Source organism: Methanosarcina sp. KYL-1, assembly GCF_024372725.1.
GTDB lineage: Archaea > Halobacteriota > Methanosarcinia > Methanosarcinales > Methanosarcinaceae > Methanosarcina.
The window spans coordinates 18,562-45,185 of sequence record NZ_VOUA01000014.1; the positions used below are offsets into that span (position 1 = coordinate 18,562).

General features: G+C 47.9%; 24 protein-coding genes and 1 tRNA gene. 13 read left to right on the plus strand and 12 right to left on the minus strand.

Annotated elements, in window-relative coordinates; all coding sequences use genetic code 11:
• Positions 1-103: 103 nt before the first annotated feature.
• The 3 genes from FTO70_RS10505 to FTO70_RS10515 form a co-directional block, all read right to left on the minus strand.
• Positions 104-1,921, minus strand: coding sequence for an ABC transporter substrate-binding protein (locus tag FTO70_RS10505; RefSeq protein WP_255335710.1), 1,818 nt, complete (start codon positions 1,919-1,921; stop codon positions 104-106).
• Between the two features lie 19 nt (positions 1,922-1,940).
• Positions 1,941-2,420, minus strand: coding sequence for a hypothetical protein (locus FTO70_RS10510; RefSeq protein ID WP_255335711.1), 480 nt, complete (start codon positions 2,418-2,420; stop codon positions 1,941-1,943).
• A gap of 380 nt (positions 2,421-2,800) precedes the next feature.
• On the minus strand, positions 2,801-3,808 hold the full coding sequence (locus FTO70_RS10515; RefSeq protein WP_255335712.1) for a PHP domain-containing protein: 1,008 nt from the start codon (positions 3,806-3,808) through the stop codon (positions 2,801-2,803).
• Between the two features lie 340 nt (positions 3,809-4,148).
• Here FTO70_RS10515 and FTO70_RS10520 point away from each other — a divergent pair, with 340 nt between their 5' ends.
• The 4 genes from FTO70_RS10520 (at position 4,149) to FTO70_RS10535 (ending at position 8,855) form a co-directional block, all read left to right on the plus strand.
• Entirely contained in the window at positions 4,149-4,616 is a 468-nt protein-coding gene (locus FTO70_RS10520; RefSeq protein ID WP_255335713.1) for a hypothetical protein, read from the plus strand.
• A gap of 391 nt (positions 4,617-5,007) precedes the next feature.
• Positions 5,008-5,364, plus strand: a complete 357-nt coding sequence (locus tag FTO70_RS10525; protein ID WP_255335714.1) for a hypothetical protein — start codon at positions 5,008-5,010, stop codon at positions 5,362-5,364.
• A 55-nt stretch (positions 5,365-5,419) separates the two neighbouring features.
• Positions 5,420-6,784, plus strand: a complete 1,365-nt coding sequence (locus FTO70_RS10530; RefSeq protein WP_255335715.1) for a DNA double-strand break repair nuclease NurA — start codon at positions 5,420-5,422, stop codon at positions 6,782-6,784.
• Positions 6,750-8,855 carry an ATP-binding protein gene (locus FTO70_RS10535; RefSeq protein ID WP_255335716.1) on the plus strand — a complete coding sequence of 702 codons (2,106 nt, stop codon included), beginning with the start codon at positions 6,750-6,752 and terminating at the stop codon, positions 8,853-8,855. The genes FTO70_RS10530 and FTO70_RS10535 overlap by 35 nt, the downstream gene beginning before the upstream one ends.
• A gap of 288 nt (positions 8,856-9,143) precedes the next feature.
• Here FTO70_RS10535 and FTO70_RS10540 read toward each other — a convergent pair whose 3' ends face one another.
• The 5 genes from FTO70_RS10540 to FTO70_RS10560 form a co-directional block, all read right to left on the minus strand.
• The gene (locus FTO70_RS10540) at positions 9,144-9,572 is read right to left on the minus strand and encodes a hypothetical protein (RefSeq protein WP_255335717.1); all 429 of its coding nucleotides are present in this window, start codon (positions 9,570-9,572) and stop codon (positions 9,144-9,146) included.
• A 226-nt stretch (positions 9,573-9,798) separates the two neighbouring features.
• Positions 9,799-9,873: transfer RNA gene (locus FTO70_RS10545), tRNA-Pro, on the minus strand.
• Positions 9,874-10,101: 228 nt separating this feature from the next.
• Positions 10,102-10,653, minus strand: a complete 552-nt coding sequence (locus tag FTO70_RS10550) for a UbiX family flavin prenyltransferase (protein WP_255335718.1) — start codon at positions 10,651-10,653, stop codon at positions 10,102-10,104.
• A complete protein-coding gene (locus FTO70_RS10555; protein ID WP_255335719.1) occupies positions 10,654-11,034 on the minus strand; it encodes a hypothetical protein in 381 nt (126 codons plus the stop codon).
• Between the two features lie 203 nt (positions 11,035-11,237).
• Complete coding sequence (locus tag FTO70_RS10560; RefSeq protein WP_255335720.1) at positions 11,238-12,434, minus strand: HD domain-containing protein; 1,197 nt, start codon at positions 12,432-12,434, stop codon at positions 11,238-11,240.
• A gap of 117 nt (positions 12,435-12,551) precedes the next feature.
• Here FTO70_RS10560 and cofD point away from each other — a divergent pair, with 117 nt between their 5' ends.
• The 8 genes from cofD to pscS all read left to right on the plus strand — a co-directional run bounded on the left by cofD (position 12,552) and on the right by pscS (position 21,028).
• Positions 12,552-13,475 carry a 2-phospho-L-lactate transferase gene (gene cofD / locus FTO70_RS10565; RefSeq protein WP_255335721.1) on the plus strand — a complete coding sequence of 308 codons (924 nt, stop codon included), beginning with the start codon at positions 12,552-12,554 and terminating at the stop codon, positions 13,473-13,475.
• 371 nt (positions 13,476-13,846) lie between these two features.
• On the plus strand, positions 13,847-14,971 hold the full coding sequence (locus FTO70_RS10570; RefSeq protein WP_255335722.1) for an FmdE family protein: 1,125 nt from the start codon (positions 13,847-13,849) through the stop codon (positions 14,969-14,971).
• Positions 14,972-15,510: 539 nt separating this feature from the next.
• Positions 15,511-16,080: a hypoxanthine/guanine phosphoribosyltransferase gene (gene hpt / locus FTO70_RS10575; protein ID WP_255335723.1), complete on the plus strand. Its 570-nt coding sequence runs from the start codon at positions 15,511-15,513 to the stop codon at positions 16,078-16,080.
• The gene (gene dph2, locus FTO70_RS10580; RefSeq protein WP_255335724.1) at positions 16,061-17,068 is read left to right on the plus strand and encodes a diphthamide biosynthesis enzyme Dph2; all 1,008 of its coding nucleotides are present in this window, start codon (positions 16,061-16,063) and stop codon (positions 17,066-17,068) included. Before hpt ends, dph2 begins: the two co-directional genes overlap by 20 nt.
• A gap of 82 nt (positions 17,069-17,150) precedes the next feature.
• On the plus strand, positions 17,151-17,741 hold the full coding sequence (locus tag FTO70_RS10585; protein ID WP_255335725.1) for an METTL5 family protein: 591 nt from the start codon (positions 17,151-17,153) through the stop codon (positions 17,739-17,741).
• A 575-nt stretch (positions 17,742-18,316) separates the two neighbouring features.
• On the plus strand, positions 18,317-19,240 hold the full coding sequence (locus tag FTO70_RS10590) for an exosome complex RNA-binding protein Csl4 (protein WP_255335726.1): 924 nt from the start codon (positions 18,317-18,319) through the stop codon (positions 19,238-19,240).
• 78 nt (positions 19,241-19,318) lie between these two features.
• Positions 19,319-19,597 carry a DNA-directed RNA polymerase subunit L gene (locus FTO70_RS10595; protein ID WP_255335727.1) on the plus strand — a complete coding sequence of 93 codons (279 nt, stop codon included), beginning with the start codon at positions 19,319-19,321 and terminating at the stop codon, positions 19,595-19,597.
• 270 nt (positions 19,598-19,867) lie between these two features.
• Complete coding sequence (gene pscS / locus FTO70_RS10600; protein ID WP_255335728.1) at positions 19,868-21,028, plus strand: O-phospho-L-seryl-tRNA:Cys-tRNA synthase; 1,161 nt, start codon at positions 19,868-19,870, stop codon at positions 21,026-21,028.
• 402 nt (positions 21,029-21,430) lie between these two features.
• On the opposite strand, the gene FTO70_RS10605 is transcribed toward pscS, so the two are convergent.
• Positions 21,431-21,778, minus strand: coding sequence for a winged helix-turn-helix domain-containing protein (locus FTO70_RS10605; protein WP_255335729.1), 348 nt, complete (start codon positions 21,776-21,778; stop codon positions 21,431-21,433).
• Positions 21,779-21,869: 91 nt separating this feature from the next.
• On the opposite strand from FTO70_RS10605, the gene FTO70_RS10610 reads away from it, so the two are divergent.
• Positions 21,870-22,424 (plus strand): ferredoxin domain-containing protein, encoded by a 555-nt coding sequence (locus tag FTO70_RS10610; protein ID WP_255335730.1) that lies wholly within the window; start codon positions 21,870-21,872, stop codon positions 22,422-22,424.
• A gap of 234 nt (positions 22,425-22,658) precedes the next feature.
• Here FTO70_RS10610 and FTO70_RS10615 read toward each other — a convergent pair whose 3' ends face one another.
• The 3 genes from FTO70_RS10615 to lysA all read right to left on the minus strand — a co-directional run bounded on the left by FTO70_RS10615 (position 22,659) and on the right by lysA (position 26,175).
• A complete protein-coding gene (locus tag FTO70_RS10615) occupies positions 22,659-23,321 on the minus strand; it encodes a hypothetical protein (protein ID WP_255335731.1) in 663 nt (220 codons plus the stop codon).
• Positions 23,322-24,025: 704 nt separating this feature from the next.
• Positions 24,026-24,580 (minus strand): hypothetical protein, encoded by a 555-nt coding sequence (locus FTO70_RS10620; RefSeq protein WP_255335732.1) that lies wholly within the window; start codon positions 24,578-24,580, stop codon positions 24,026-24,028.
• Between the two features lie 332 nt (positions 24,581-24,912).
• Positions 24,913-26,175, minus strand: coding sequence for a diaminopimelate decarboxylase (lysA, locus tag FTO70_RS10625; protein ID WP_255335733.1), 1,263 nt, complete (start codon positions 26,173-26,175; stop codon positions 24,913-24,915).
• Positions 26,176-26,624 lie beyond the last annotated feature (449 nt).

The window sequence follows — 26,624 nt, forward strand, 5'->3', positions numbered from 1 at the left end:
TCGTAGAGGCTGCCCTTTCCTCATACCTGGCCTCATACCTCATGTACGTTGAGGAAGGTGAAGCTGTACGACGAAATGAAAAAATATGGGGTCATGCGGTGCCTCAGATCCCATGTACATTCAAAAAGTTGTCCAGGTTATAGATCCCGTAGAGAGGGTCTGCATACCAGCCTTCGAATTCCCGGTTGAACGGCGTTACCACATTGTTCCAGTAGAGGGGAATTGCCGGCAACTCTTCTGCATAGTAGTCCTGAAGCTCGTGGGCACAGGCCTCAAGTTCTGCGGGGTCAGTTGTTGCCAGGGCCTCGTCACAGAGCTGCAGGAACTTGGGGTCTTCCACGTTGTGCATGACTCCCTGCCCGGTCCTTCTGGAATCGAAATAGCCGCTTCCCCAGCTTGCGTGCATAAGCATGCCCCAGGGGGTTGAACGGGTGACGGTCAGGTCATAGGCATAGCTGTCCTTCATGGTGATCCAGGTATCTGCGTCCACAGTCCTCAGGTTGGCGGCAATGCCCACCTGTTCCAGGTATTCCTTCAGAAGTTCCCCGGTGCGGGCATAGTCCGGCCTTATCAGGATTTCAAGTTCGATGTCTTTCCCGTCTTTGCCTTCAAGGATACCGTTTCCGTTGCTGTCCGAATATCCTGCATTTTCCAGGATTTTCCTGGCCTTTTCAGGGCTGTACTCAAGCTTTTCGGTTTCCTTGAAAGCCTCCATGGACGGAGGCACAAACCCGTGGTTCGGGACGTCTCCGTACCCGAGGGTCTCGAGCCTGACGATTTCCTCATAATTTACGGCATAGGAAAGTGCTTCCCTGAATTCAAGGTCCGAGAGGGGGGCTTTCTTCAGGTTAGGGGCCAGGAAGACAAGCCCGATGTTTGTCTTTTCCAGGAAGTCGAAATCTCCGGTCTTTTCAAGCTGCTCTATGTTGGGGTAGGGGTATGACCCTGCGTACTTGTAATAAGTATCAGCATCCCCGTTTTCAAGGGCCAGGGTGGCTACGTCCACATTGGAATAAAAGTGGACCTCCACGCTTCCGAATGCCGGGGCTTTTCCTTTCCAGTACGGGTTTTTCTCGAATACGAGTTTTCCGGCATTGAGGTCTATCTGCTTGAGGTAGTAGGGACCGCAGCCAACGTATGGGCCTTCGTTTAAGTATTCCATGGGGTTCTCGATTGATTCCCATACATGGGCGGGCAGGATGTCGTAAGTCGCAAATTCAAGGTTGATGCGGGTGTAGGGCTTGTTGAATTTGAAGGTCACGGAGTTGTCGGCATCCGAAACTGCCGAACTTTCCAGGGTATCGTTGATCCACCTTGCCCAGGGGGTTTTTTCTCCGTAGTAGCGGATGGAAAACTCAATGTCTTTTGGGGTTACCTTTTTCCCGTCGCTCCAGTAAAGGTCATCTTTCAGGTAGAATGTCCACTGCGTGTTATTTTCCGAAACCTCGTAGCTTTCTGCCAGCTGCCCTACAAGGTGCCCGTCAGCATCCATTTTCATGAGGGGCGGGTTTGAGAGGTGGGCAAAAACCCCCAGGTTGGAATCCCCTATGAAGGACGCGGACTTTATCACGTTAGGGGTTGCGATTTTCAGGACCGAGCCGTCGGATTCAGCAGCCTGCTCCAGGTATGCGGCTGCTGCCCCGGTGAGAAACTCAGCTTCGGGCAGCTCTCCTTCCTCTCCCAGGTACAGGATTTTCATGTACAGGATGATCGTATCCGAAAGCTCACTTTTTGACATCTGGAGGCTTTCTCCTGCAGCTCCGGCTCCTTCCGCTCCTGCTGGAAGCATGTTTGAAACGAGCATGAGAATGAGCACGGTGAGGGCCAGTCCATGTTTCGATCCCCCTTCCACCTTCTTCAACCCCTGTCTTAATTCCCGTTTCAATCCCTGTCTTATGGGCTGTTTGATCTCGTGTTTCATTTTGTCGCCTCTTTTTGCTTTAAACGCGTTTTCCATAAGCCGAAACTGCAAGAGCAGCCGCCATAACTCCGGATATCACCGGGAAAATTCCTGCAGGGCTTTTTTCGGTTTCTGCTTCCTGTTCTTCCGCAGCTTTCGAATCCGGATCTACGGAAACTTCCGAAGCTTGTATTGTGCCTTTTTTCTGGTTCAGGATGTCATTCCACTGGCCTTCGAAGTTCCCGCTGCCTGAAACCGGGGCCTTTACCCTGTAGACAATTTTCCTGTCGTCCAGCACGGAGAATACAAGGTTCTGGCCTGAAACGCTGACTCTTCCGTCTGCAGGGTATGAAGTCGAAACATAGGTGAACCCCTCAGGAATACTTTCCACAATTCCTGCAGCCCTGAGCCCGGAAATTGTGAGAATCACTTCAAACTCCTCGTTCGGGGCCGGGTTCTCTTTCGAAAAACTTCTCGTTATGCTGCTATCCTCTGCCGCTGCGGGCGATGTGAGAAGCACGGTGCATGAAATTATGAATAAAATAAATAATAGTGTCCTTAATGTTCTTTTTCTTTCCATTTTGTTTACACCTTTTAATAACATTAAGTAATATAATAGTTAAAAATCATACTAATTTATCATTTTTTATGTAATAGGAACTAAACAATTTCGTGATATAAACCTTTTGATTTTTTTATAATATGCGTAAAAACCAGATTCAGGGCAAACCTTTGATCTTTTTAGATGCCGAATTGAATGGAAATGGGAGAGTGGGAAAAAGAAAAATGTTAAAAAAGAAGGTATTTACGAATCTTTAAGGCCTGTTTTTTATGATGCTTTTTTGTGCCGTTTTTTGCTTCTGCTTTTTGATGCTGTTTTATGACTCTGTTTTTGCGTTTTCATTTCCATGTTTCATTTTCTATCTGTTTTTCAATTTCCCTTGCCAGGTTCTCTTCCGAATGGAGGTAGAAAGAGGCTGGAAGGCCTGTATTTGAAATCATGTAGAGCAGGTTCATGGTTGTCCGGTTAAGCCCGGGGAAGCAGTTCAAAAGGGCACTCCTGGAGAGCCTGACCATTGTGTCGAGGGATTTTATTCCTGTCAGAAAGGTTTTGATTTCCTGGCTTTTCCGGCTTTTTTCAAAAATAAGGTCGATCCAGGTGTTCATTTCTTCAATCAGAAACTCTCTTGTCAGGTCTTCCGTGACAATGTAGTTTCTTCCTTTCTCGATATTCCTGAAGTACTCCCTGAAACTCTCTCCCTTTGCCAGGGTATAGACCTGCCCGAATTTCCCTGTATGCGAATCTGTGGTCGCGACTATTCCTTTTCCTAACGTTTCCGCAATGGAGATTGTTAGCTCGTTTTTCAGTTTCGGTTCGTGCATGTTATATTCCAGTACCGGGAAGAGCTTTGCAAGCCCGGGCACCACTGAAGGGTTTGGTTCCTGATGGAATTCAAACCAGAACGGGTGGTTGTATATGAATGGAAGCCTGTTTTTTTTCAGGTAGTGGACAAAGCTTTTCAGGCTGTGTTCGATTTCCGCAATCTCTCTGAGTTCCTCAAACTCTTCCCGGTCCAGGTCAAAGACGTTCACATGGAGCGTGTGTCCTGCCCATTCCGGGTCGTGCACCATCATTTCAATTCCGGTGACCAGCTTTTCCCGTTCCCAGCCCAGGATTTCGTACGCTTCAACGGTATCGTGGTCTGTAAAAGTAATGAAATCCAGCCCCTCACCAAGGGCCTTTTCATAAAGTTTCTCAGGGTGCAGGTTTCCGGCTGGCAGCACGTCAAAAGAGCAGTTCGTGTGCACGTGCAGGTCCGCCCGCTTCCAGCCGCCCTCTTCCATGAGCTCCGCTGCTCTTTCCGGTGTTATGAGCTTCTCTGTGTAATTCCCCTGCCTTTCCCCCATAGGCATAGAATCCTGAGATTTTAATATTTTCTGATATTTGATTGGGTTTTATATCCCTATATGTATATATTATACCCTCTTTGAGATTAAGTTTTTCCGGGAATACCAGGGCATCAGTTTAAGTACCCGGAATATGAGCCCTTGAGTGGAGGTGCTGCATTTTTCCTGATATAATCTACTTTGAGGATTTTTTCCTTTTTGAACTCTTATTAGGCCTTATTTTTTTCTTCTCTCCGACCACCACATTTTATAAATATGCTCGAATACTTTCACATCTTTGCAAAAAACAGAAACTGTAGGATGGTTGTCTATGGGGCTGCTCAGAAAATTATCAAAAATCATGGATGTAATGCATGAAAACGAGTCCGAGGAAAAGGGAAACGACTTCGAGAGGTATGTGGTAGACCTCTTCGACGAAAAAACCTTTTCCCTCATCCAGTGGACCACGGACATGGGAAGAAAACATACCCGTTTTGTCGAATCGGACTGTGGCCCTGACCTTGTCCTGCGCTACAGGCCCACAAACGAAGTCTTCTGCATCGAGTGCAAGTTCAGGTCTTCCCTCTACAAAGACAAGCTCCAATGGTCCGAACCCGCCCAGATTGAACGCTACCGGACCTTTGCCCGGGATAACGAGGCCCCCTTTTTCGTGTTAATAGGCCTCGGGGGAAAAGCCAGGAAACCGAAAAGGATGTTTTGCATCCCTCTCGAGGAAGCGTGGTACCCGGCACTTTACCCCAGCGTGTTTGAAAGATTTGAGCGGGACCCGAAGAAGAAATTTTCATGGAGAAAGGGGGATTTGAATTAAATTTCTCAGGCCTGAACTTTTTTAAGGATTCAGGTTTTTGGCTTCTCCAGGTTATCCGGTTTTAAGCTGCAGATCTACCCCACGTTCTCACCGGTTGCGCTTGCGCAACCGGCCTTTCCCGAAAAAGGTTTGAATTATACATGAAATCAGATTTATTTTTTAAGTAGTTCTAAAAATATTTCTAAACATATATAAATCTATATATTTATGCAGAAACTTCCTCTTTTTCTGGAATCACGGAGGTTTTATCATAGGGTTTCTAACTAAACTAAGTAAAGTAGTTGATGTATTACTGGAAGATGAATCCGTGGAAAAAGGGGATAATTTTGAAAGGTGTGTAGTAGACTTATTTGATAACAGGTATTTTTCCGTCGTCCAGTGGAGCACGGACATGGCACGAAAACATGACCGATTCGTCGAGTCAGATGCCGGGCCGGATATTGTCATGCGCTACATGCCAAAAAATGAAGTTTTTTGTGTAGAATGTAAGTTCCGGTCAGATCTATATGAGGGGAAACTTCAGTGGTCCAATCCCCAGCAGTTAAGGCGTTACCAGGATTTTGCCGCTGAAAACAGGCTCCCTTTCTTCGTTGTTGTAGGGCTTGGCGGGGACCCTGACAGCCCGGAAAGGATGTTCTGCATCCCTCTGGAGGAAGCAAGGTATCCGGGGCTCTATCCGAGTGTGTTTGAAAGGTTTGAGCGGAACCCTGAGAAGAACTTTTTCTGGAAAAATGGTGTGTTGAGTTGATATTTCAGTTACCCACTCAATAAATATATATCACTCCTGAAAGTATCTTCTGTTCATGACCCTTGAGCCCGTGCACATGCGGAAGATCTCGGAGCTGGCAGAGAGGATTGACCGGTCTTTTGAGTTTGAGGAGCCGAAGACTGCGGCTGATATTTATAAGCTTCTCGAGGAGTTGAAGGTAGACGGGAAGGTCATCCTGAAGGCTGTGGACCGGCTCTTCAGGGGGGTGGTCAGGACCGAGCTTATGGCGGAGTGCGAAGACCCTTACCCCGTGACCTATGCCTGCGACAGCGGGAGCACGAACCCGAAGACCTATGACAGCGGGCTTTTTGTTGACTTCTGCCACTGCGGGCTGGCTGCAACGCCTACTGATCTTGATGTCCAGAGGTACAGGACGATTGTGTGTGCGGCTTATTCTTCTTCCCGGAGTGTGGCCATGCAGGCGACTTCCGGGTGGGAGGAGTTTGATGAGGGGATGGGACGGGCAAAGCTTGTCAGGATTGCGCCGGACGAGCTGAATAAGAAATTTCCGGACATGGTGCACAGCCTTGCCATGTACCTGGCGGAGTCGGAGCACATTCTTTTCATGAAGGACAGGGTGGACCCTTCAGGCTTTTTCATCATGGACGGGACGGTTTACCCGAAACAGCTCATGTACTGGCTGGTGCTGGATGACGAGGACGTAAAAATCCGGCAGAATGAGGATGCCAGGAAGGTCCTCCAGAACTACATCGATATCGTGGACCATTTCCTGGAAAAGCGGGTTCCGGTTATCGGGTTTGTGAAAAATCCCATTGACATGCAGATCATGGACAGCGTCCGGAAAAAGAGCGAAGGCTTTGACCTGCCCTGGACGCTTGACTCCCAGTTTTTCCGAAACCTCCTATCACCTGAGAAATGCGGAAGCGAGGGCTCTGGACAGGGCTCAGGAGATTGGTATTCGGGGAATTCCGGTAAGAATGGTAAAAATGGAAGGAATCCCGGCAAAAATTTCGGTTCCAGAAGCTCTTATATTACCTATACGAACTGGTTCTTGCAACCCAACAGGTTTTACGAGAAGCTGTTATCTGGGACATCTCCCCTTGCGGCAGGCGACAGGCTCCGGCAGCAGCTTCGGCACAAATTCCCGCTGGAAGATTACGCTTTATGCTTTTTCATGCTCTACGTCCCTTCCACGGACGTGGTCTTCAAGGTCGAGTCCCCTTACGGGCTCGTAAAAGACGATTTCCTGCGGATGCAAATTACCAAAAAGGTGCTCTTCGACCTTTCCCTTCATGGTTTTCCCCTCACTTTAACGAAGGCGGACCACCTGGCAAAAATCCGGAAGGTGGAAAGGCAAGAGATTGACAAATTCTTTGAAAACATGAGTCCTGATAAAGATTATAATGACACACGTTGGGGTAAGATCAGTGAAGTATGAAGATGCCGATATCCTGGCTTTTGCCTCTGGCAAAGGAAAAAAAGCCCCGGTTCCGGATGAGGGCCCGGGGACCGAAAAAAGTCCCGAAAACAAAGCTTCAAAAGCTGCTTCAGCAGCCGGGCCCGACCCGGGTCCTTCTCTTAACCCTGTTTCAGACTCAGTTTCAGACTCAGTTTCAGACTCTGTTTCAGACCCTGCTTCAGGCCCTTTTTCAAACCCTGTTTCAAACTCAAGTTCTGCGTCGGGTTCTTCTTCGACAGGCTCAGGCAGGCCTGCGGCTTTTGAAGACCCCCTGGAGTCTCTGGGTTCCCGTGCTCCCGAAAAGGCTGATCTTCCTTTTGAAGCCTTCCCGGCCTATGATAAAGGGGTCTCGAACATCCGGGCCCCGGTGGGAGAGGCTTTCGGGATCGTGACCACCGGGATTGACCCCCTTGAAATAACCTCTGCAGGAGCAACGATTACCGGCTACATCACTTCTTCCCACCGGAGTGAGATCCGGCTCGGGACTTACGCTGTCGTGCCTTATGAGGGAGGAGAAAAGCTTTTTGCAAGAATCGGAAAGCTCCAGTACCGCCAGGAATTCGCTGTGGACGATGCAACGGAAATCCATTCCCGGCGCATGCTCAATACCCGCTCAAGCCCCGTAAACGAATCTGACTACAAGTTCCTGGCCTACCTTGACCCCCTCTGCATCCTCTACCGGAAAAATGGGGGGACAGCACTAACTCGAAGGATGGCGGACAGGATTCCCCGCCCGAACACCCCTATCCTGCCTGTCCGGGACCGGATTGAGGTCCAGACAGGGCTGAACATCCCGGAAGAAGGAATTTTCCTCGGGCACCTTAGTGTGGGAGGCGAGCTCGTAAAGACTCATTCCGAGCCTGAAACCGTTGCCTACTACCTGAGGAACGACTACTCCATGGGCGACCCGCTAATCTTTCGGCATATGCTGGTCTGCGGGAGCACCGGGACCGGAAAGACCTTCCTTTCCAAAAATATCCTGCGCCAGTTCATGGCCGAAAGCAACCGTTACAGGCTGCGCAACTCTCCTGACGGGGCCCGGAAAAACCCCTGCCTGGTGATCATGGACCCTCAGGACGAATACTCCCAGATTTTCGAGGACAACGAGACCCTGAGTGAGGACGACAGGTTCAGGTTCGAGTCCGAAAAGGTGGCATACGGCCGTGTCCAGTCCACAAAGGCTTTCGTAGCAAAGGTGGAAGGGCAGACCTATCCCGGAGACAAGTCCAGAGCCGAGCAGGTAGAATTTACCATCCCCTTCTCTCTTGTGGAGCACAATTCCTGGCTGATTGCCGCAACCGGGATGTCCGAACTCCAGTACATCGGGCTTGAGGTGCTCCTTGGGGACTTCTTCAAATCAAGTGTGCCCCACACCTACCTGAACTTCATCTCCTACATTGACAATGAAGGCACACGTTCCCATTACGTTGACAGCGGGAAGCTCCACGAGTCCTCTTACGACGGGATCGTGAGGAGGGTAAAGAGCCGCTTCTTCTCGAAGGTCTTTGACCAGGCTGCTACCCCGATCACGGAACTCCTGGACCGGATCTTCAGGCCGGGTCAGGTCTCGGTCTTTCCCACCGAGTACATCAGCGCTCCCCGGATCCGGGACCTTATAGTGCTTACCATCATGAACCTGATCGTAGACAACAAGCTCGGCACCACCGGGACCGAGGCCATCAAGGAAACTCCTATCATCCTGGCACTGGACGAAGCCCACCGCTATCTCTCCCGGGCAAACGGGGAACACTCCCGCCTGATCATCTCACGCTTTGCAGATGCAGCCCGCCAGGGCCGAAAAGAGGGCCTCGGGCTCTTTTTGATCACCCAGGATCCCCAGGACATCGATGATACGGTCATAAAGCAGATAAACACGAAACTGGTCCTGAACCTCAACAACGATGCCGCAATCAGTTCCTTAAAAGTCCCGAAAGAATACGAGCGCCGGATACCCTACCTCAAGAAAGGGCAGATGATCGTGCACTCCCCGGACAACAGCGACATCGTGGAAATCATCGGGCTTTCAAACTGCGTCGTAAGGCACAGATAAGTTCCTTCAGCAGTTTAAGCTTGAGTATAAAGAGTAAAATGCAAGAGTAAGATGCAAGCGTAAAAAGCAAGCGTAAAAAGCAAGAGTAAAAAGCAAGAGTAAAAAGCAAGAGTAAAAAGCAAGAGTAAAATAGCATACAAAATTCGATTCAGGGCAACCTGATTGGGGTTGTTTGCACATGCCAGGTTTGAAGCAGGCATGTGCTTTATTACTTTATATCCGGGCAGTTTTTATGCCGCGGGATTTCTTTATGTTTTCAGTTCTTTTCTGCTTTAACTCATTCCCGTTTCAGAGTTCTTCAAAAAGCAGTATGTTGTCCAGAACAGCCTGGATGTTCCAGTAAACGAAGGTCTTGTAGGCTTCTGGATTCTTTATGTCATAGATTGCCATTCCCCCTACATTCCAGGAGACTTTTGTGATGAGTTCGCTCTTTTCCAGTTCGTCAACAAACCCTTTGAGTTTGCTGAAGTCGTCGATGCTTTCTCTCCAGTCCGCTGCTCTCAGTCCGCTGTCACTGTCCGCTTCTGCCATCTCCAGCTTTTGCAGGGCAAAGGCATATATCTCGAGAAGGTCGATGTTTGCAGGCGAGACATTCCTGACAATCGGGGTTCCTTCCCGCCTGCTGTCCTTCAACTTGTTCGTGAATACGAAGAGGTCAGCGGATGTCAGGGTGTTATCTGTTATTTTACATTTTAAATCGTTTATTGTCTGTTCCATGGTATTTTACCCCTACATAAAAACGGCTCAAATAATATGATTCTAAATGGGTGATAAGGGGGGAGTAATCCATTTACTCCTTGATAAAATAAGATAGTAAGTTTTCTGTATTAAAATTACCCGTCATTTATAAAGATATTACTTAAAAATTAATATTTTTAAAATGTTATGCAGGCGCTGGCACTCATTTTGGGTTTTAAATCTCATAAAAAAGTGTAAAATTTGATGGGATAGCGCGGATTTGAACCGCGGTCCAAGCGTCCCAAACGCTCGAGGATGGACCAAGCTACCCTACTATCCCATGAAGTGCTTCCTCTCAAAGGCGATTATTATTTATATAGTTTTCGTTAGAGTCAGGGGCTGTAATCCTTCATCACCTCTTTGAAAACCTTTTTTACATCTGAATATTTTTACTCATATTCACTCATATTTACTCATTTTTACTCACATTTACTTTTCATATCTTTTTCATATCTTCTTTATTCTTCTTCATTTTTGATTCTTCTCAGCCTGTTTTTTTCTTTTCCGTTCATTCCCAGCGCCGATATATCTCGTTTTCAATCCCGAGAAGGTCAAGAGCCCTTCCTGCCATCGTATCTATAAGGTCATCAATTGTTTTCGGCCTGGAATAGAAGCCCGGACATGCCGGGAGGATGCTTGCCCCTGCCCTTTTGGCCCTGAGCATATTTTCAAGGTGGATAAGGCTGAGGGGGGTTTCCCGGGTCAGGAGGATGAGTTTTCTTTCCTCCTTCAGGCAGACGTCTGCGGCCCTTGTCAGGAGGGTATCCGAGATCCCGTTTGCGACTGCTCCCAGGGTTTTCATGCTGCAGGGGGCGATGACCATCCCTCCGGTTGCGTGGGACCCGCTGGCTATGGGCGCTGAAAAGTCTTTCTGGGCATGGTTCCAGGTCGCAAGTTTTTGAACTGCTTCAGGTGAGTAGTCAGTTTCGATTTCTATAATCTGTTTTGCAGCTTCCGTCAGTACCAGGTGGGTCTTTACCCCTTTTTCTGCCAGCACTTCAAGGAGGCGGATTCCGTACTGGACCCCTGAGGCCCCGCTAATTCCTACTATTATTTCCATTTATTCCTCTCTCTCTTCCGTTTTGTTGGCCTTTTCACAAAAGGCTATGAACTTTTCTATCATTTCCCCGGATATCGAGACGATCTCCCTTATCTCTTCGGGGCTAATGTCGTCCAGATGGATCCCGGCGACAAACACGCTTGTGCCCCGGGTAGCCCTGCTAACGAGCCTTGCGCCCTGTAGGGCGAGCTGCTCTTCCCGGTGCCCCGGGAGGCAAATCACAGAAGAGCTTGCACGCTGGCTTTTCTCATCGAATAACCCCACTGCAACAGCGCCAGCATGCTCTTTTCCCCCCGTAAGGGTCAGCAGGTAATCGTCTCCCAGTTTTTTCGCATCGAGTAGGAGTTCGATTCTGCCGACTTTCCTTGTAATCTGAAACAAAAATCTTCCCTCTCAACGTTTTCTCTCAACGTTTTCTCTCAACGTTTTCTCTCAACGTTTTCTCTCAACGTTTTCTCTCAACATTTATTCTGACCCTATAAACTTATTGAGTTTTTGTGCATAAAAACCTAAGTCCTGAAAGGGGCGCAGCCTCAAGCGGAGAAATCCCCTTTTCCCTGCTTTACCTTTTCCCTTATTTATTTTCAGAGGTCGCTCAGCTTAAACTGTTTTATCGTCTTCTTGACATCAAAAAAGTCCCTGGCAGCTTTTCCCACGGCTTCACAGTGTTCTTTCGGGCTGTAGACCCCAAGCCTCCAGTTGTCCATGTGGGCTTCTTCCAGAATGGATACAAAGTGAGAAGCCTCGTTTAAGTGGATCATCCTGTGGTCGGTTTTTATCAGGGCCCGCATTTCAGACATCTCCGGCATCTTCGGGATATCCACGAGCACGTCTTTTGGGTCCACGCCTGCAAGTTCGGCGATCTCTGTTTCCACCCTCTGGACCTTGCCCCGGTGCTTGAGCACGCCTTTTCCGACTGCATCCAGCCCGGCGTAAAGGGCCCTCTTGTAGAGCCTGCGGGTGTCAAGCCTTCTGGATAGCTCTTCTCCGTGTCCGCTTGCACGGCGCATGGCTGCCACGAGGTCTATGTCGTCCATCTGCCTGAGCTTTGAGGGGTCAAGTTCCCCGTTTTCTATCATGTATTCCACGGCTTTTGAGCACATGGCTTCTGAAATCCTGCCCACGTGGTGATAGTAGACAGAGGTGTTCATCCAGAAGCGCGAGACCAGCAGGGACTCGGCGGCTTTGAGCCCTCCCTGGCCGACAACGAGCCTGTCTTCATAAAACTGCATCTGGTTGATCAGGCGGTTGTAGTCCACAACCCCGAAGGCAACGCCTGTGTAATGGGCATCTCTTACCAGGTAGTCCATCCTGTCCACATCAATTTCACTGCTCAGGATCTGCCCGATAGAAGTCTCCCCTTTGATATGCTTTGCCAGGTTTCCCGGGGAAATCCCGTACTTTTCCAGAACTTCCTTAAGTTCCCCTTTCCCCAGGATCTCCCTCACATCATCGTGCCTGCGCCGGGTGTATTTGTCTATGATGTTCTCGGTCACGTGGGAAAAAGGCCCGTGGCCCACGTCATGCAGGAGGGATGCGGCTTTAAGTTCTGTTTTTTTCTCCCCGTCGATGGAGTCTAGGTTTTTTATGAGCATGGAAGCCAGGTGCATAACCCCCAGAGAATGCTCAAAACGAGTGTGGTTTGCCCCCGGATAAACGAGGTTGGAAAAGCCAAGCTGCCTGACCCTCCGGAGCCGCTGAAGCTGCGGAGTGGCCAGAATTTCCTGGACAATTTCGTCCAGTTCGATGTAACCGTGCACAGGATCAAGGACGACCTTCATCATCTTTTAGACAGATGTCATTATATATTGCTGTTACTATTACTTTGATGCTGAAAACTTTGCAGTGAAGAATACCTGCTACCCGAAAGATGAAGTAATCCATAACAAGGTATCATCATGATCATATTTTCAGGCGGCACCGGAACTCCGAAACTCCTTGACGGGCTCAAGGAAATCCTCCCCCATGAGGAACTGACCGTTGTAGTGAACACTGCCGAAGACCTCTGGGTCTCGGGGAACCTGATATCTCCCGACCTGGATACCATCCTATACCTTTTCTCAGGCCAGATCGACCGGAAAAAGTGGTGGGGCATCGAAGGCGATACTTTCCTGACCCATGAATACATGCAGGCCCTCGGGGTAGAAGAAAGCATGAAACTCGGGGATAGGGACCGGGCAACTCATATAATACGCTCGGACCTGCTCCGGGACGGGGCAACCTTAAGCGAGGCAACCGAAAAGCTTGCGTCCCTCTTCAAGATCAGGGCAAAGATCCTGCCCATGTCCGATGACCCTATTTCCACATATGTCGAAACCCCCGAAGGCCCCATGCATTTCCAGGACTTCTGGGTCGGATATCACGGGGAACCCGAGGTGGAAGGAGTCGATATCTTGGGAGTTTCCGAAGCCTCTATCGCAGAAAAGGTATTTAATGCCCTTGAAAACGATGACCGCGTCCTTATCGGCCCCAGCAACCCCATAACTAGCATCGGCCCGATAATCTCCCTCCCCGGGATGAAAGACCTTCTTAAAGAGAAAAAAGTCGTTGCAGTCAGCCCTATCATCGGCAACGCTCCAGTAAGCGGTCCTGCCGGAAAGCTCATGCAGGCCTGCGGGCTTGAAGTCTCTTCCATGGGAGTTGCGGAGTACTACCAGGAATTCCTGGACGTTTTCGTTTTCGATGAAAGGGACCGGGCAGATGAATTTGCCTTCGAGAGGCTCGGCTGCCAGGCCTGCCGTGCCGATACCCTGATGACTTCCACCGCAAAGAGCATCGAACTGGCAGAGTTTGTAACAGGGCTCTTTGACACGATTGTCTGATCCTTAAATTTTAATTTTCTCTTTTTTCACTTTTTTCTTTTTTCACCCTTTTCTCTCTACTTTCCTTCATTTTTCTCTCTACTTTCCTTCATTTTTCTCTCTACTTTCCTTCATTTTTCTCTCTACTTTCCTTCATTTTTCTCTCCACTTTCCTTCATTTTTCGATGTTAACAAAATTCGAAAGTTTTATGTATTATTTTTTGTATTTTTTTTAACACTAAACATTATTCTATATTAATTTTATCTTAATTTTTATTCCATATCTTTCGGAAATGTATTCTCTATACATGCTGAAGGGTGTACGAACTTAATTTGATTGAAGAAATCTGGAGAAATGATGCGTGATGAATAATATTGTGACAAGGGCAAAAATGATCCTTTTATTATGTCTTGCAGCGCTGGTTTTTTCCCTGGGTTCGGTTCCGGGGATGGCGGCGGAATATGAGAATTCGGGATTGATGACTCAGGTTTTTGCTGCAGCCGAAACAGAGTTAGGTGACATGGGGCCGGAAAATACCCTCATCATAACGGATATCGGGTCTCCTGCGGAATCTTATGTTTACCTGGATGATTTCTATGCAGAGTTCTATGGAAGGGATCTGCAGTACACGAAGAATCTCCTGGTTCTCCAGAATTCCAGGAACAGCCCTCTCTGGTTTGCTTTCTTTGACAGGGATTCCGGGAACTGTACTTATATTGAGGTTTCCTATGGAGCCGGGGAAGAGATCAGCTACAAGGTAACGGAAAACATAAATTTTGAGGATCTTGTATCTGATGACGATTCCAAGGCATCCTGGAATGAAAAGGTCGGTGCAAAGGTATTCAATGGCCGTGAGTTTGCAATTCTCACAATATCCAACGCCTGGGCTACCGGGGAGTTTGATTACGAACTTATGCAGTGCCTGGAAGTGCATAACCACTTCTGTCCCGGAGTCTCAAGCGGTTATGTGATTGCAAACTGGATGGAGGAGAACTATCCGCTTGAGGCCGGAGTAAGTTATACTGTTTTCTCCTGCCCGAACTGGTGCAAAGAAGATGTTTTCGTGAAGCGCTGGGATACAACCCCCGGAAAGGGAGGAATCTGGGTATCCGCACTGACAGATGAAGAAAAAGTAGCTCTTGGAGTGGCTCCGGCCGGAATCTTCGTGGTCACGAACAGGACTGCAGGAACAATGCAGGCAGTCGTACTGAGTTTTGACTTTGCACCTGTCAATGCAAAATGCGGGGCTCAGGAAGGAGATCCTGCCTGGGTTTCAAAGTACCTGATGGACCTCTGGCTTATGGATAAGGACAACTGGGACGAGGAAGGGATGGTCTCGGAAATTGCCGTCATTGACATTAACGAAGCCATCCTGAACGAAATGAAGCAGGCAGATACCAACCCATATGTGGTCCTTGGACTGCTCAATCCTGCAGGGGCAGTCAATCCTTCGAAAAACGGAATTCCAGGAATCGGGCAGTGGATGAATAATAACAAAATCAAGCAGAATGCCTGAACAGGATGCAGCTGAAGCCAGGGTAATAAATCTTTACCCTGTCTTTTCTATTTTTTACTTTGTTATCCTTACTTTGTTGTGCTTCCTTCATTTTTCCATTCTGTTATCCGTTTTTCCATCATGTTGCCATATTTTTTCCGGAATTCTCCCTGGGGCATCTTTAAATTTATTAACACTGAAATAATTATTTAATATAAGTTCCTTGCAATAGGGAAAGTCTGATCTGGAAATCCAAAATTATATTAAATACTTTGATGTTTCCCTGAATTCGGTTTGTTTTTCCCTGACAGCTATCCGTCCTGCCGTTTATGTGGCTGCCAGCGGGAAGGCAATACAACTGACATGATACTGGCATAATACCTCTGACGTAATACTGACATAATGAATACTGGCATAATGATATGTTTTGAGATCTTAAAGGGCAATAGATTTAAAAGGGTATTTTATAGGATAATATCTCAGATTCACTAATTCACTATTTCCCGGAATACTTCAACAGCCTTATCTAAATATTAAGACAGCCCATAAAGGTTAAAACCATGCTTGAAAGACTGAAAAGCTCACTTGTAAATGCTCCTGTGATCAAGCGGGGTGAATACAACTACTTCATCCATCCCATTTCGGACGGCGTGCCATCTATCGATCCTCGCCTGGTGGAGGAAATCTCCGATTATATCCTGAAGATTGCAGAGCTGAACGTGGACACCATCCTTACCGTGGAAGCCATGGGCATCCCTGTGGCAAACGCCCTTTCCCTGAAAACAGGGATTCCCCTTACTATTGTCCGGAAGCGCCCGTATTACCTTGAAGGGGAAGTGGAGCTTTCCCAGAGCACCGGCTATTCCAAAGGTGTCCTTTACATAAACGGGCTCAAGAAAGGAGACCGAGTCCTGCTTGTGGACGACGTTATCAGTACAGGGGGAACCCTCCTTGCGCTTGTGAAGGCCCTAAAAGGTATGGGCGTTGAAGTCCTTGACGTTGTTTCCGTTATTGGGCGCGGGGGCGGCTCTTTAAAAATGAGGGATCTCGGCGTTGAGCCCAAGATCCTCGTTACCATTGATGTTAGCGAGAAAGGCGTGGAGATCAAGGATGTCTTTGGGGATCAGTGAAGCGTTTGATCTCAGGCTCGATTATCTGATCGACGTTGTAAGGAAAACGGGCGCAAAGCTTGTGGGTTTCCAGTTTCCCGAGGGGCTCAAGCGAAAAGGCCCGGAGCTTGCAAAAAGGGTTGAAGAAGCCACCGGAGCGGAGGTCCTGATCTCAGGAGACCCCTGTTTTGGGGCCTGCGACCTGGACCGGACCCTGCTCGGGCACGTGGACCTCCTCTTCCATTTCGGGCATGCGGAACTGGAAGACACGAAACTTTCCGAGAAAGTCTATTTCATCGAAACGCGCTCTGCAGTGGACGTCCTTCCTGTGGTCGAAAAGGCTCTCCAGGAACTGAAGGGCCAGCGGATCGGCCTGATCACCACAGTCCAGCACGTCCACAAGCTTCAGGAAGCCTGCAAACTGCTCGAAACCCGGGGGAAGACCTGCGTGATCGGGCGCGGGGATTCCAGGCTTGCCTATCCGGGGCAGGTGCTCGGCTGCAATTTTTCGGCGGCAAGGGCTGAAGCCTGCGATGAGTACCTTTACATAGGAAGCGGGGATTTCCACCCCCTGGGTGTTTCCCTTTCCACAAAAAAGCGAGTCCTTGTGGCAAACCCCCTCTCAGGGGAAGTCCGTGAGGTTGACCCTTCAAGGGTTCTCCGCCAGCGAAGCGCGGTTATTGCCAGGTCCCTGGACGCTGAGGTCTTCGGGATCATCGTATCAAGCAAAAACGGGCAGAAGAGGATGGAACTTGCTTCCTCCCTGAAGGCCCTTGCAAAAAAGCACGAGAAAGAGGCGCATCTCATCCTGATCGACCTTGTGACCCCTGACCAGCTGCTCCAGTTCAAGGTGGATGCTTTCGTAAATACCGCCTGCCCCAGGCTTGCCATCGATGAAGTGGGCCGTTTTCCTGCTCCCATGCTCACTCCCCAGGAGTTTGAGATCGTGCTTGGGGAGCGGGACTGGGAACATCTTGTGCTTGACGAGATCACGGAAGAGCCGGTGTGAACCGGGCAGTTCAGGAAAAGGCAGACCGGGAAACAAAACCACTTCTTATTCAGGGATTGAAGCAGGGAAATGAAAAAAAGAAATGAAACAGAGAAAACTTGAAATTTTGCTGGAGGAAGTTGAAGGTTTTGAGAAGCCCGAGCTTGAGCTTGAGCAGTACCAGACCCCTTCCCTCCTGGCGGCTGAAATCCTGCATTTTGCTTATATGCAGGGGGATCTGGAGGAATCTGTCCAGGACCTGGGCTGCGGGACCGGCATCCTTGCAATCGGGGCAAAGCTTCTCGGAGCAAAGCATGTTGTGGGGTATGATGCGGACCCAAAAGCCCTTGAGCTTGCAAAAAAGAATGCAGAAAAACTTGGGGTCGATGTCGATTTTGTGTGCACCGATATCGCGGAGATTTCCGGGCATGTCAGGACCACGCTTATGAACCCTCCCTTCGGGGCCAGGGTTAAAGGCAGGGACAGGCCCTTTCTTTCGGCAGCGTTAAGAACAAGCGAGATAATATATTCCATTCACAACCGCGGAAGCCTCGCTTTTATCCAAAAGTTCATTAAGCCTGCGGTCATTACACATTCTTACGTTGCGAAATTTCCTATTAAAAAGACCTTTGAATTCCACAAAAAGGAGCGAGAAGTAATCGAGGTAGAGATTTACAGGATGACTGTTCCCTGAATCGAAACCCTGTATTCCTGAGCCGTTTTACAGCGGCATACATGGGACTTATGGATGTCCTCAAAACTACAGGCCCGCAGGCCTTCACTTAAATATGCCTTATGTATTAAACCGTACTCTGCAATTAGAGGGAAGAAACATATAAAATTTCCACCCGTAAGGATATGGTTATTTGTGGGGAAAATCACTCTTAAATATCTACTAAATATTCATTAAGTATCTATTAAATATCCATTAAAATACCTATTAAATGTCCATTAAAATACCTATTAAATATCCATTAAAATACCTATTAAATGTCCATTAAATATCTGTCAAATCACTATTAAATGTCTCAAACATCTCTTAAATATCGTCAAATCGCTCTTAATAATCTATCAAATCACTATTAACGATCATTTGAATGAGGGATTAAGATTAGAATCCGAAAAAATAAGACTACCAGAAAGAAATTAACCGGGCCTAGCGAAGGAAAACCAGTTGCCGAAAAAGCGGAGTCAAAAGAAGCCTCCGAAAATAAGGATCAATTTAAGGACCAGGGCAAAAGGAGGTTCCCTTACCCGAAAAAAGCTCCCATGGATCAAAAAGAATCCGGTTTTTCCAGGGAGAAGAGGGAGTCCGGCTTTTCCAGAGATAAGAGGGAATCCGGTTCTCCCAGAGATACCAGGGAATCCGGTCCTTCCAGAGATCGTAGAGATTCCGGTCCTTCCAGGGATCGTAGAGATTCCGGTCCTTCCAGGGATCGTAGAGATTCCGGTTCTTCCAGGGATCGTAGAGATTCCGGTTCTTCCAGGGATCGTAGGGATTCCGTTTCTCCCAGAGATCGTAGGGATTCCGGTTTTTCCAGAGATAGGAGAGATTCCGGTTTTTCCAGAGATAAGAGGGAAACATCTGCTTCTCCCGTGTCTCCGGAGGTTGGGATAGCAGAAGAGGATTTTGAAATGGGGTCTTTTGTCCTCCCGGGTGAACTTGTCGGGACCACCGAGGAGTTCAGGTCCGGAACCGGGACTTCCGTACTTTCGGGGGACATTTACTCCACTGCTACAGGCCGCGTAAGGATCTCCAGGAAAGCCAGGGTAGTCTCTGTCCTGCCTTCCACAAACGTCCCGAACATCCTGAAAGTAGGAGACGTCGTTTTCGGGAAGGTCACGGACGTCCGGGAGTCCGCGGCAATGGTGGAAATTGCAGGAATTGAGGGCAAAATCGGTCGGGAAATCGTTAATGTAAGGCTGGGAGACCTCCATGTTTCAAACGTGCGGGACTCCTATGTCAAGAGGCTGGCTGATGAGTTCAGGCCCTCTGATATCATACGGGCAAAAGTCATCGACGTTGAGAGAATGCGCCTCACCACATCTGAGGATTCCCTTGGGGTCATGAAAGCATACTGCTCGAACTGCAGAGGAGAACTCGAGCTGGACGGGAAAAAGCTTAAATGTCCGGTCTGCAATAAGACTGAAACCCGCAAAATCTCAACCGAGTACGGGAAAGGAATCCAGTAAAGTTCTCTTTCCCTCTTCGTACCGAACCCAGGTTTCGGTAGAGTTGTTTATATAACTCACCAATCACAGGTGATCACGATGGAACTGAATATCCTTTCCAAAACAGAGAACGAACTCGAAGTCGAACTCAAGGGCGAAACCCATACCCTCCTTAACATGCTCAGGGACCTCCTGATCAAGGATGAAAGGGTTGAGATTGCCTTTTACGACATGAAGCATGTGAGCATCAGCGATCCTATCCTTTACATCAAAACCGATGGTTCGGACCCTATTCAGGTCTTAAGGGACGCAGCTTCAATCCTGGTTGCTCAGTGTGTTGAGTTTTCAGATGTCTTCAGCAAGGCAGTAAACGCCTGAAGGCTTGAACGCGAAGCTCCGAAATTAAAAAGCGGGACGCCCTCTTAAGAGGCGTTTTGCTCCAATTTTCCGGGTTTATTAGCTTTTTTAGTTTTTCCCGGATCTTTCGGTTATTTTTCAGCCTTTTTGAAGCCTTTTCTGCTGCGGTGGACTTTTGCCTGGCAGAGCTCATTTTCAGCTGCGCTTTTTCTCTTTTAAATACCAGGGGGCTTTTGCAATACGTTTTTATGAATTACCAGTGATAATTAGCATTTATGAGGTGTAAGGAAAATGACACTTGATGACTCATCCCTTCAGAAATTCGGTTTTATTCGGCGTGAAACATTGGGCAGCATCAACATCGACCCCCTCCAGACAGGCGGGCTTTTAACCGAAGCTGCCAGGCAGACCCTCGTGGAGTGGGGAGACGGTTACTCGGTCTGTGACTTCTGCGGAGGGGTCCTGGACCAGATAAAAAAGCCTCCTATTCATGACTTCGTACACCAGGCACTGCCCGAATTCCTTGGCTGTGACGAAGCCCGCGTCACAAACGGGGCACGAGAGTCCAAGTTTGCTGTCATGCATTCTATGGGAAAGCCCGGGGACTGGATCGTGCTTGACGGGCTTGCCCACTACTCATCTTACGTTGCAGCCGAAAGAGCCGGGCTGAATATCAAAGCCGTGCCCCATGCAGGCAGTCCCGAATACTACCTGGACCCGGAAGGCTACGGGACGGCAATCGAAGAGGTCATCAGGGAGAGCGGAAAACCTCCTGCTCTTGCCCTTGTAACCTATCCTGACGGGAGCTACGGAAACATTCCGGATGCCGGAAAGATAGCCTCAATCTGCCATGAATACGACGTCCCCCTTCTCCTGAACGGGGCTTACTGTGCGGGAAGGATGCCCGTATCCGCCAAAGAAATAGGAGCAGACTTCATTGTGGGCAGCGGGCACAAGTCCATGGCAGCGTCAGGGCCGGTCGGGGTGCTCGGGGTAAGTGGAGAGTATGCCCCAATAGTGTTCAGGAAATCCGTACACAGCAAGGTAAAGGAAGTCGAACTTCTCGGATGCACTGCCCGCGGGGCGACGGTCATGACCCTGATGGCTTCTTTCCCTGAAGTTGTAAAGCGAGTCCGTAACTGGGACCAGGAAGTCGAAAATGCCCGCTGGTTCTCTGCAAGGCTTGAAGACCTGGGCTTTATCCAGCGCGGGCAGAAACCCCATTCTCACGACCTTATGTTCTTTGAAGCCCCCGGCTTCTACGAGATCTCCCAGAAGGTCAAGAATGGCAGGTACTTCCTCTACCGGGAACTGAAAGAAAGGAACATCCACGGAATCAAGTCAGGGCTTACGAAGTATTTCAAGCTCAGCACCTTCGGGGTCGGCAGGGAAAAGCTCGGTGTTGTTGCGGAAGCCTTCGAGGATATCCTGAAAAAGTACGAGGACGTTTAAAATCCGCTAAAATCAGATCTTTTTTGATGCCCGGGAGTAATCTTACAGTCTTTTTTGGACCCTGGGCATCCTGAATACTTTTTTGAATCTACTTTTTTGAAACCGATATGAGGCTTTCATTCCGAATGACGGATTTCATTGAAAAGGTTTCATTCCGAATGATGGATTTCATTGAAAAGGTTTCATTCCGAATGATGGATTTCATTGAGATGGTTGTTTTCATTGGATGGATCCATTTTTCTCTTCCAATTATCAAGAAAAACTTGCCATCTTTTTTGAATTCGCTGCGATAGCCCTGGCTAAAAAAGTGATTACAAAAAAAGGTTTTAAGGTTGTATTTTTTTGTTTTTTAGCGTTTCTGGGAATAAAAACAAATCCGTGTTTTAAGGAGGCTGCCTGCTTTTACTTCTTCAACTCCACGTTTTCCACGTACCCTTCTCCCCGCGGGGTCAGGACGTAATACATAGCCTCTTCGCTTTCCTCTTTTTCGATACAGAGGGTGCTTTCGAGCATGTTGAGGTTGTAGCTTGCCTGGGAGTCCGTGAGCTTGAATTCCGCTTTAATTTCTTCAAGGGACATCTTCTGCTTCCCCAGGGCTTTGAGGATGTTTCTCCGGACAGGGTTCTGGAGGGCGTTGAGGCAGGACTTGTGGTCTTCGGTCATGTCCTCTTTCATTTTGCCTTCCCGCTTCATCTTTGCGACCCATTCTTCTTTTCTTTTTGCAGCTTCCTCGGGAGTCATGGTGATCATTAATATATTTACTTGAATATGTAAATAAGTTTTTGAAACGCAGCCGTTGCCGGATTCAAGTTATAAATAGCAGTGTCTCCAATTTCTTTCCATGAAACTGAACCCTGAACTCGAATCCGTCGAATTGCTTGCAAAGGTCATCCTCACCGCAGCCCGCACCGCCCCTAAGGGCAAGGGCATCGACGACATCGTGACCTGCCTCCTTGGCCCCGGAGAAAAAGCCGAACTTGCAGACCGGATGGAAGAGCTAAGTAAAATCAAGGGCCTCAAGTTCCTCCTTCGGGACGCAAAGAACGTAAGGGATTCTGACGCTATCGTCCTGATCGGGCTGAAGTCCACCGGGGTCAGCAGCCTGGACTGCGGAGCCTGCGGGTTTGAGACCTGTAAAGCGATGCTCGAGCACGAAAAGGTGCAAAAGGAATTTCTCGGCCCCCAGTGTATGATCAAGTACCTGGACCTCGGGATTGCGGTGGGCTCGGCAGCGGCAAAGGCAAAGGACCTGTGTATCGATAACCGTGTGCTGTATTCAGCGGGGGCGGCAGCCTGCTATTTTGAGATGATAGATGCAGATGTGGCTATGGGGCTTCCTTTGAGCGTCAAGGGGAAAAATATCTTCTTTGATAGGGAATCTCCAAGAAAAAGTTAAGCCTGCAAATGAAAATGAAAAAACAAGTCAGATTTCTCTTAACCTGATTAAATTCCAGCAGGAGCTGAATAGGAACTGAAATCAGAATTGTCCCGGCTCCTGCTTCAAATTGACTTTCCAATTTTATGTTATGTTTTGGGCCTTTCATTTAAATGAAATCTTTTTAATGTTTGATTCCCACGAGAAATGGGAAGCAGAGAATTCTAGCTCTACTGAAGTTAATTGGGGTTTCTTTCAGTACTTGCCTTTACCAGTACTTCCCTTACCTTTTGAGCTTCCCTTACCTTTTGAGCTTCCCTTACCTTTCGAACTTCCTTTTCCAGAAGCTACCTGTTCTTCATCCTGTCCTGTTCCCGATCCTTTTCCAGGTGAAAGTCCCGGTCCCTTATCAGCAGGTCTTTTTGACTTCTCTCCTCCTTTACCTCCTTTGTTGCCACCTTTTATCATTGTAGTTTTGGCAATGCAATTTGCCGTGAAGTCTTTGCCGGCAACTGATCCCTTCGCTCTAAATTCCAGACCTGAACCATCATATGTGAAATCTGTGAGTAACAGCTTTTTTGCTTCATAGATCAAAACAAGTTCTTCGGTTCCATCGTTATCGGCATCTGTTATCTCTGTCCGATCGTATTCACCTACCTTGATTTCATTCGTATTCACAGGATTTGCATTGTCATCGATTTCAAGGGTAATGGATGCAGGATCGATATTCTCCGCTTCATAGCCTGTATTTTCCACATGGAAAACTACTGATATCCATTTGGCATTAGTTCCGATCACCAGGTTTTCCGGTGAAACCGAAAGACCCAGAGTTTCAGTTGCTGCTGCAGTAGATGCAAACATTCCCATCAAAATCAGCAAAGACCCAAAACAAATTGCTATATTTCTTTTAGTTCTCATTTCATCCTCCCCTATGTCTTTCCCACTCGATAGTTTACCGTTTTGTTGTTTGAATTATTCCTTGCAACGATATAATTTTGGAAATTATATTTAGGACGAATGGTCCTGATTGTGTTTCTCTTGCGTAGTTTTTGATGTAATTTCAAGCTCGCTCTTATTTCGAAAACTTCTTATTTTCGGTGCACTCCGCCACAATAATTAGAGATAACTCCTGCATCGTTCCCGATCTTCTTGAAGAATGTAAAAAGGCCCGGCGTGAAGACAATAATAGAAGAGTTATCAGCGTCAACAGTTTATGATTCATTTACTGTTTGTTAAACAAAATAAGAGTGTCCGGCAGCAGATGCTTTATTTTCCTTAGTTCTCCGGGGTTTCAAATGCATTCTTTTGATGCATGCTGTTTTTTGATATCATGGCAAATTCTATGTCTCTAAAAAATACAAAATGATTCCCTTCTTTCCGGTCAAAAGGTCAGGTTCTTTGAAACCCAAACCTCAAGGAGACGTGTTGCGGCAAAGGGAAAGGGATCTGCACTTCGGCAACTATGTTCTATATTCGACTGTGGATAAGGTGTTTTATCTTAAAATTGTTGGCAAATGAAAAGTGAGGCTTCCTGAAGTGTGAGTGGGAAATTTTTTTATCGGAAGCCCTAGAGGCTGAATCCTTACCCTATTATTTTTACATGTTTCTCCGGTGTTTCTTTCTTAATTCTTGTCCGGTTTATTTTTCCCTCCGTGATCTTCTGTTTTCCCTGAGCATTTGTGCAGTATCGGGAGTTTATCGTATCCGATGAAGCTTCTTTTGTCGTTAAAGTCCCCGGTGACTGTAAAATACAGGGCGTCAACACACGAAAGGTCTACCGGATTTGTACTGTCAGTTTCCAGAGGCAGGTTTTCTTCACTCAGGAATGTGCTTCTGTAGAACATCATCACCAGCTCGACTGCTCCGTCCCCGTCTTCGTCCGGGTTCTCCGAGCGTACGGGCAGCTGGGTGTATGTTTTCTTGGGAGCATCGGTTCCGTCCCCGAATTTGATCTCAATATTGATGCTGCTTATGTTAACATCTTTTACATCGTAGTCGGTGCCGTTGTCTATTACCAGTGCCATGTAAGGAGAATGGGAATCCAGCATCATAATCTCCGGGGACACGTACATCCCCACTGTTACGTCGTATTCTTCTGCTGTCGCAGGAGGCGCAAATATGTTAATTAAAGCCAGCAAAATCCCAAAATAAATTGCCATGTTTCTTTTACTTTTCATCATATCCCCCCTTTGGTTTTTCCGAAAAAGTCATTTCGGGCAGATTTTCCCTCCTATGTGATTATTCTTTTTGGTAATATAATTTTGGAAATTATTTTTAGTAAGAATTATTCTGATTTATGCCCATATGGGGGATATATCTCCCTTTTTATGCTGCCCGGAATTCATCCCGGCATCAGGTGGGGGTTGATGTTCTCTCCTGCAATGAACCCAAAAATCAGGTAAGGGTGAGCATCCCGAAAAAGAGACGGTAAAGGGTTAAAAACCGAAGTTGAAAAAAGGAGAATATAGAAAGTTTCAGGCACCTGGCCTGTTTTTAAGCTTTTAAGCTTTCACCTGAAATCTTTCAGTTCCTCGAAATCGAGGGTTGCAAAATAGTCCTCGATGGTCTCTGCCCGGCGGATCTGCACAACGCTTCCGTCTTCTCTCAGCAGGAGTTCGGCTGAGCGGAGTTTTCCGTTGTAGTTGAAGCCCATTGCGTGCCCATGGGCGCCGGCGTCGTGGATTGCAAGGATGTCTCCTCTTTCTATTTCGGGGAGCATCCGATCGATTGCGAACTTGTCGTTGTTTTCACAGAGGGAGCCTGTTACGTCGTATTTGTGGACGAGGGCTGCGTTTTCTTTTCCGAGGACGGTTATGTGGTGGTATGCCCCGTACATTCCCGGGCGCATGAGATTTGCCATGCAGGAGTCCATGCCCACGTAGTCCTTGTAAGTGCTTTTGAGGTGCCTGACCTGGGAGATGAGGTAGCCGTAGGGACCGGTGATGACTCTTCCGCATTCCAGGAAGACTTTGAGCGGAGCAAGCCCGCTGGCTGTGATGGTGGCATCGTAGGCTTCTTTTACGCCTTTTGCCACGGCTTCCAAGGAGACCGGCTCCTGCCCGGGCCTGTAGGGGATGCCGATTCCGCCCCCGAGGTTTACGAATTCGAACCGGATCCCGAGTTCCTTTGATATTTCCACGATGAGCTCGAAGAGGATCCGGGCGGTTTCCACGAAGTAGGAGGGGTCAAGTTCGTTCGAGGCAACCATGGTGTGCATCCCGAACCGTTTTACGCCTTTGTCCCTTAGGATCCTGTATCCTTCAAACATCTGTTCCCGTGTAAAACCGTACTTTGCCTCTTCCGGTGTTCCGATGATGGCGTTTCCTTCTTTCAGGGGTCCGGGGTTGTACCTGAAGCAGACGATTTCCGGAAGCCCTGCATATTTTTCCAGGTAGGGGATGTGGCTGATGTCGTCAAGGTTGATGAACCCGCCAAGCTCCTTTGCCTTTACGAACTCTTCGGCAGGGGTGTCGTTTGAGCTGAACATGATATCGTCGCCCGTCATCCCTGCTTTTTCCGCAAGGACCAGTTCGGGCAGCGAACTGCAGTCCGCACCAAACCCTTCTTCTTTGAGAACCTTAAGGATGAAGGGGTTCGGAAGCGCCTTTACGGCAAAGAATTCCTTGAATCCGGGCACGTCCTTAAAAGCTGTTTTCATTCTCCGGGCGTTTTCCCTTATGGCTTTTTCATCGTAGATGTGAAATGGGGTCGGATATTTTTCAATTATCTTGAGAATTTCTTCTTTTGTGAACGGCAGGGTCTTTGAAACCATTATTATAACCTTTGTGGGATTTTCTGTCCTGATGGAATTTTATTAATTATTGGATTTTCCTTCTTATTGGACCTGTACCCATTTGAATTTTTGTTCCCTTATTAGCTTTTCTCCGTGGGTGTTTCTCACAGGAGATTTTCTTTTTCACAACTTCAGATAACATTTTCTACATCCGTATTTGCCCGGGAAGCAAACTGGCTGAAGAAGCCCTGCGTTCCAGGATTAACAACTCGGGCCCCAGGTTTCCTCTCCCGGATACAAAGGGTCCTCCCCTCCGGGACTGTTGTATTAAATTTTTGATTGATGGGCAGGTAATTTTTTTCTTCCTGAATAATTTGCCTGTTTCACTTTCCGTTCGCCCTTCAAAACCTTCTTTATAATAACAAAGTTGCAACGCACCACTACATCCCCCGTACCAAAAACTATTTTAACAAAAAAGAACATGTAAA

Bases quoted from the DNA above. Each gene is read 5' to 3' on its own strand.
- FTO70_RS10505 (WP_255335710.1), bottom strand. From the start codon at position 1,921: ATGAAACACGAGATCAAACAGCCCATAAGACAGGGATTGAAACGGGAA.
- FTO70_RS10515 (WP_255335712.1), bottom strand. From the start codon at position 3,808: ATGGGGGAAAGGCAGGGGAATTACACAGAGAAGCTCATAACACCGGAA.
- FTO70_RS10520 (WP_255335713.1), top strand. From the start codon at position 4,149: ATGGATGTAATGCATGAAAACGAGTCCGAGGAAAAGGGAAACGACTTC.
- FTO70_RS10525 (WP_255335714.1), top strand. From the start codon at position 5,008: ATGGCACGAAAACATGACCGATTCGTCGAGTCAGATGCCGGGCCGGAT.
- FTO70_RS10530 (WP_255335715.1), top strand. From the start codon at position 5,420: ATGACCCTTGAGCCCGTGCACATGCGGAAGATCTCGGAGCTGGCAGAG.
- FTO70_RS10535 (WP_255335716.1), top strand. From the start codon at position 6,750: ATGACACACGTTGGGGTAAGATCAGTGAAGTATGAAGATGCCGATATC.
- FTO70_RS10540 (WP_255335717.1), bottom strand. From the start codon at position 9,572: ATGGAACAGACAATAAACGATTTAAAATGTAAAATAACAGATAACACC.
- FTO70_RS10550 (WP_255335718.1), bottom strand. From the start codon at position 10,653: ATGGAAATAATAGTAGGAATTAGCGGGGCCTCAGGGGTCCAGTACGGA.
- FTO70_RS10560 (WP_255335720.1), bottom strand. From the start codon at position 12,434: ATGAAGGTCGTCCTTGATCCTGTGCACGGTTACATCGAACTGGACGAA.
- cofD (WP_255335721.1), top strand. From the start codon at position 12,552: ATGATCATATTTTCAGGCGGCACCGGAACTCCGAAACTCCTTGACGGG.
- FTO70_RS10570 (WP_255335722.1), top strand. From the start codon at position 13,847: ATGATCCTTTTATTATGTCTTGCAGCGCTGGTTTTTTCCCTGGGTTCG.
- hpt (WP_255335723.1), top strand. From the start codon at position 15,511: ATGCTTGAAAGACTGAAAAGCTCACTTGTAAATGCTCCTGTGATCAAG.
- dph2 (WP_255335724.1), top strand. From the start codon at position 16,061: ATGTCTTTGGGGATCAGTGAAGCGTTTGATCTCAGGCTCGATTATCTG.
- FTO70_RS10585 (WP_255335725.1), top strand. From the start codon at position 17,151: ATGAAACAGAGAAAACTTGAAATTTTGCTGGAGGAAGTTGAAGGTTTT.
- FTO70_RS10590 (WP_255335726.1), top strand. From the start codon at position 18,317: ATGGATCAAAAAGAATCCGGTTTTTCCAGGGAGAAGAGGGAGTCCGGC.
- FTO70_RS10595 (WP_255335727.1), top strand. From the start codon at position 19,319: ATGGAACTGAATATCCTTTCCAAAACAGAGAACGAACTCGAAGTCGAA.
- pscS (WP_255335728.1), top strand. From the start codon at position 19,868: ATGACACTTGATGACTCATCCCTTCAGAAATTCGGTTTTATTCGGCGT.
- FTO70_RS10605 (WP_255335729.1), bottom strand. From the start codon at position 21,778: ATGATCACCATGACTCCCGAGGAAGCTGCAAAAAGAAAAGAAGAATGG.
- FTO70_RS10610 (WP_255335730.1), top strand. From the start codon at position 21,870: ATGAAACTGAACCCTGAACTCGAATCCGTCGAATTGCTTGCAAAGGTC.
- FTO70_RS10615 (WP_255335731.1), bottom strand. From the start codon at position 23,321: ATGAGAACTAAAAGAAATATAGCAATTTGTTTTGGGTCTTTGCTGATT.
- FTO70_RS10620 (WP_255335732.1), bottom strand. From the start codon at position 24,580: ATGAAAAGTAAAAGAAACATGGCAATTTATTTTGGGATTTTGCTGGCT.
- lysA (WP_255335733.1), bottom strand. From the start codon at position 26,175: ATGGTTTCAAAGACCCTGCCGTTCACAAAAGAAGAAATTCTCAAGATA.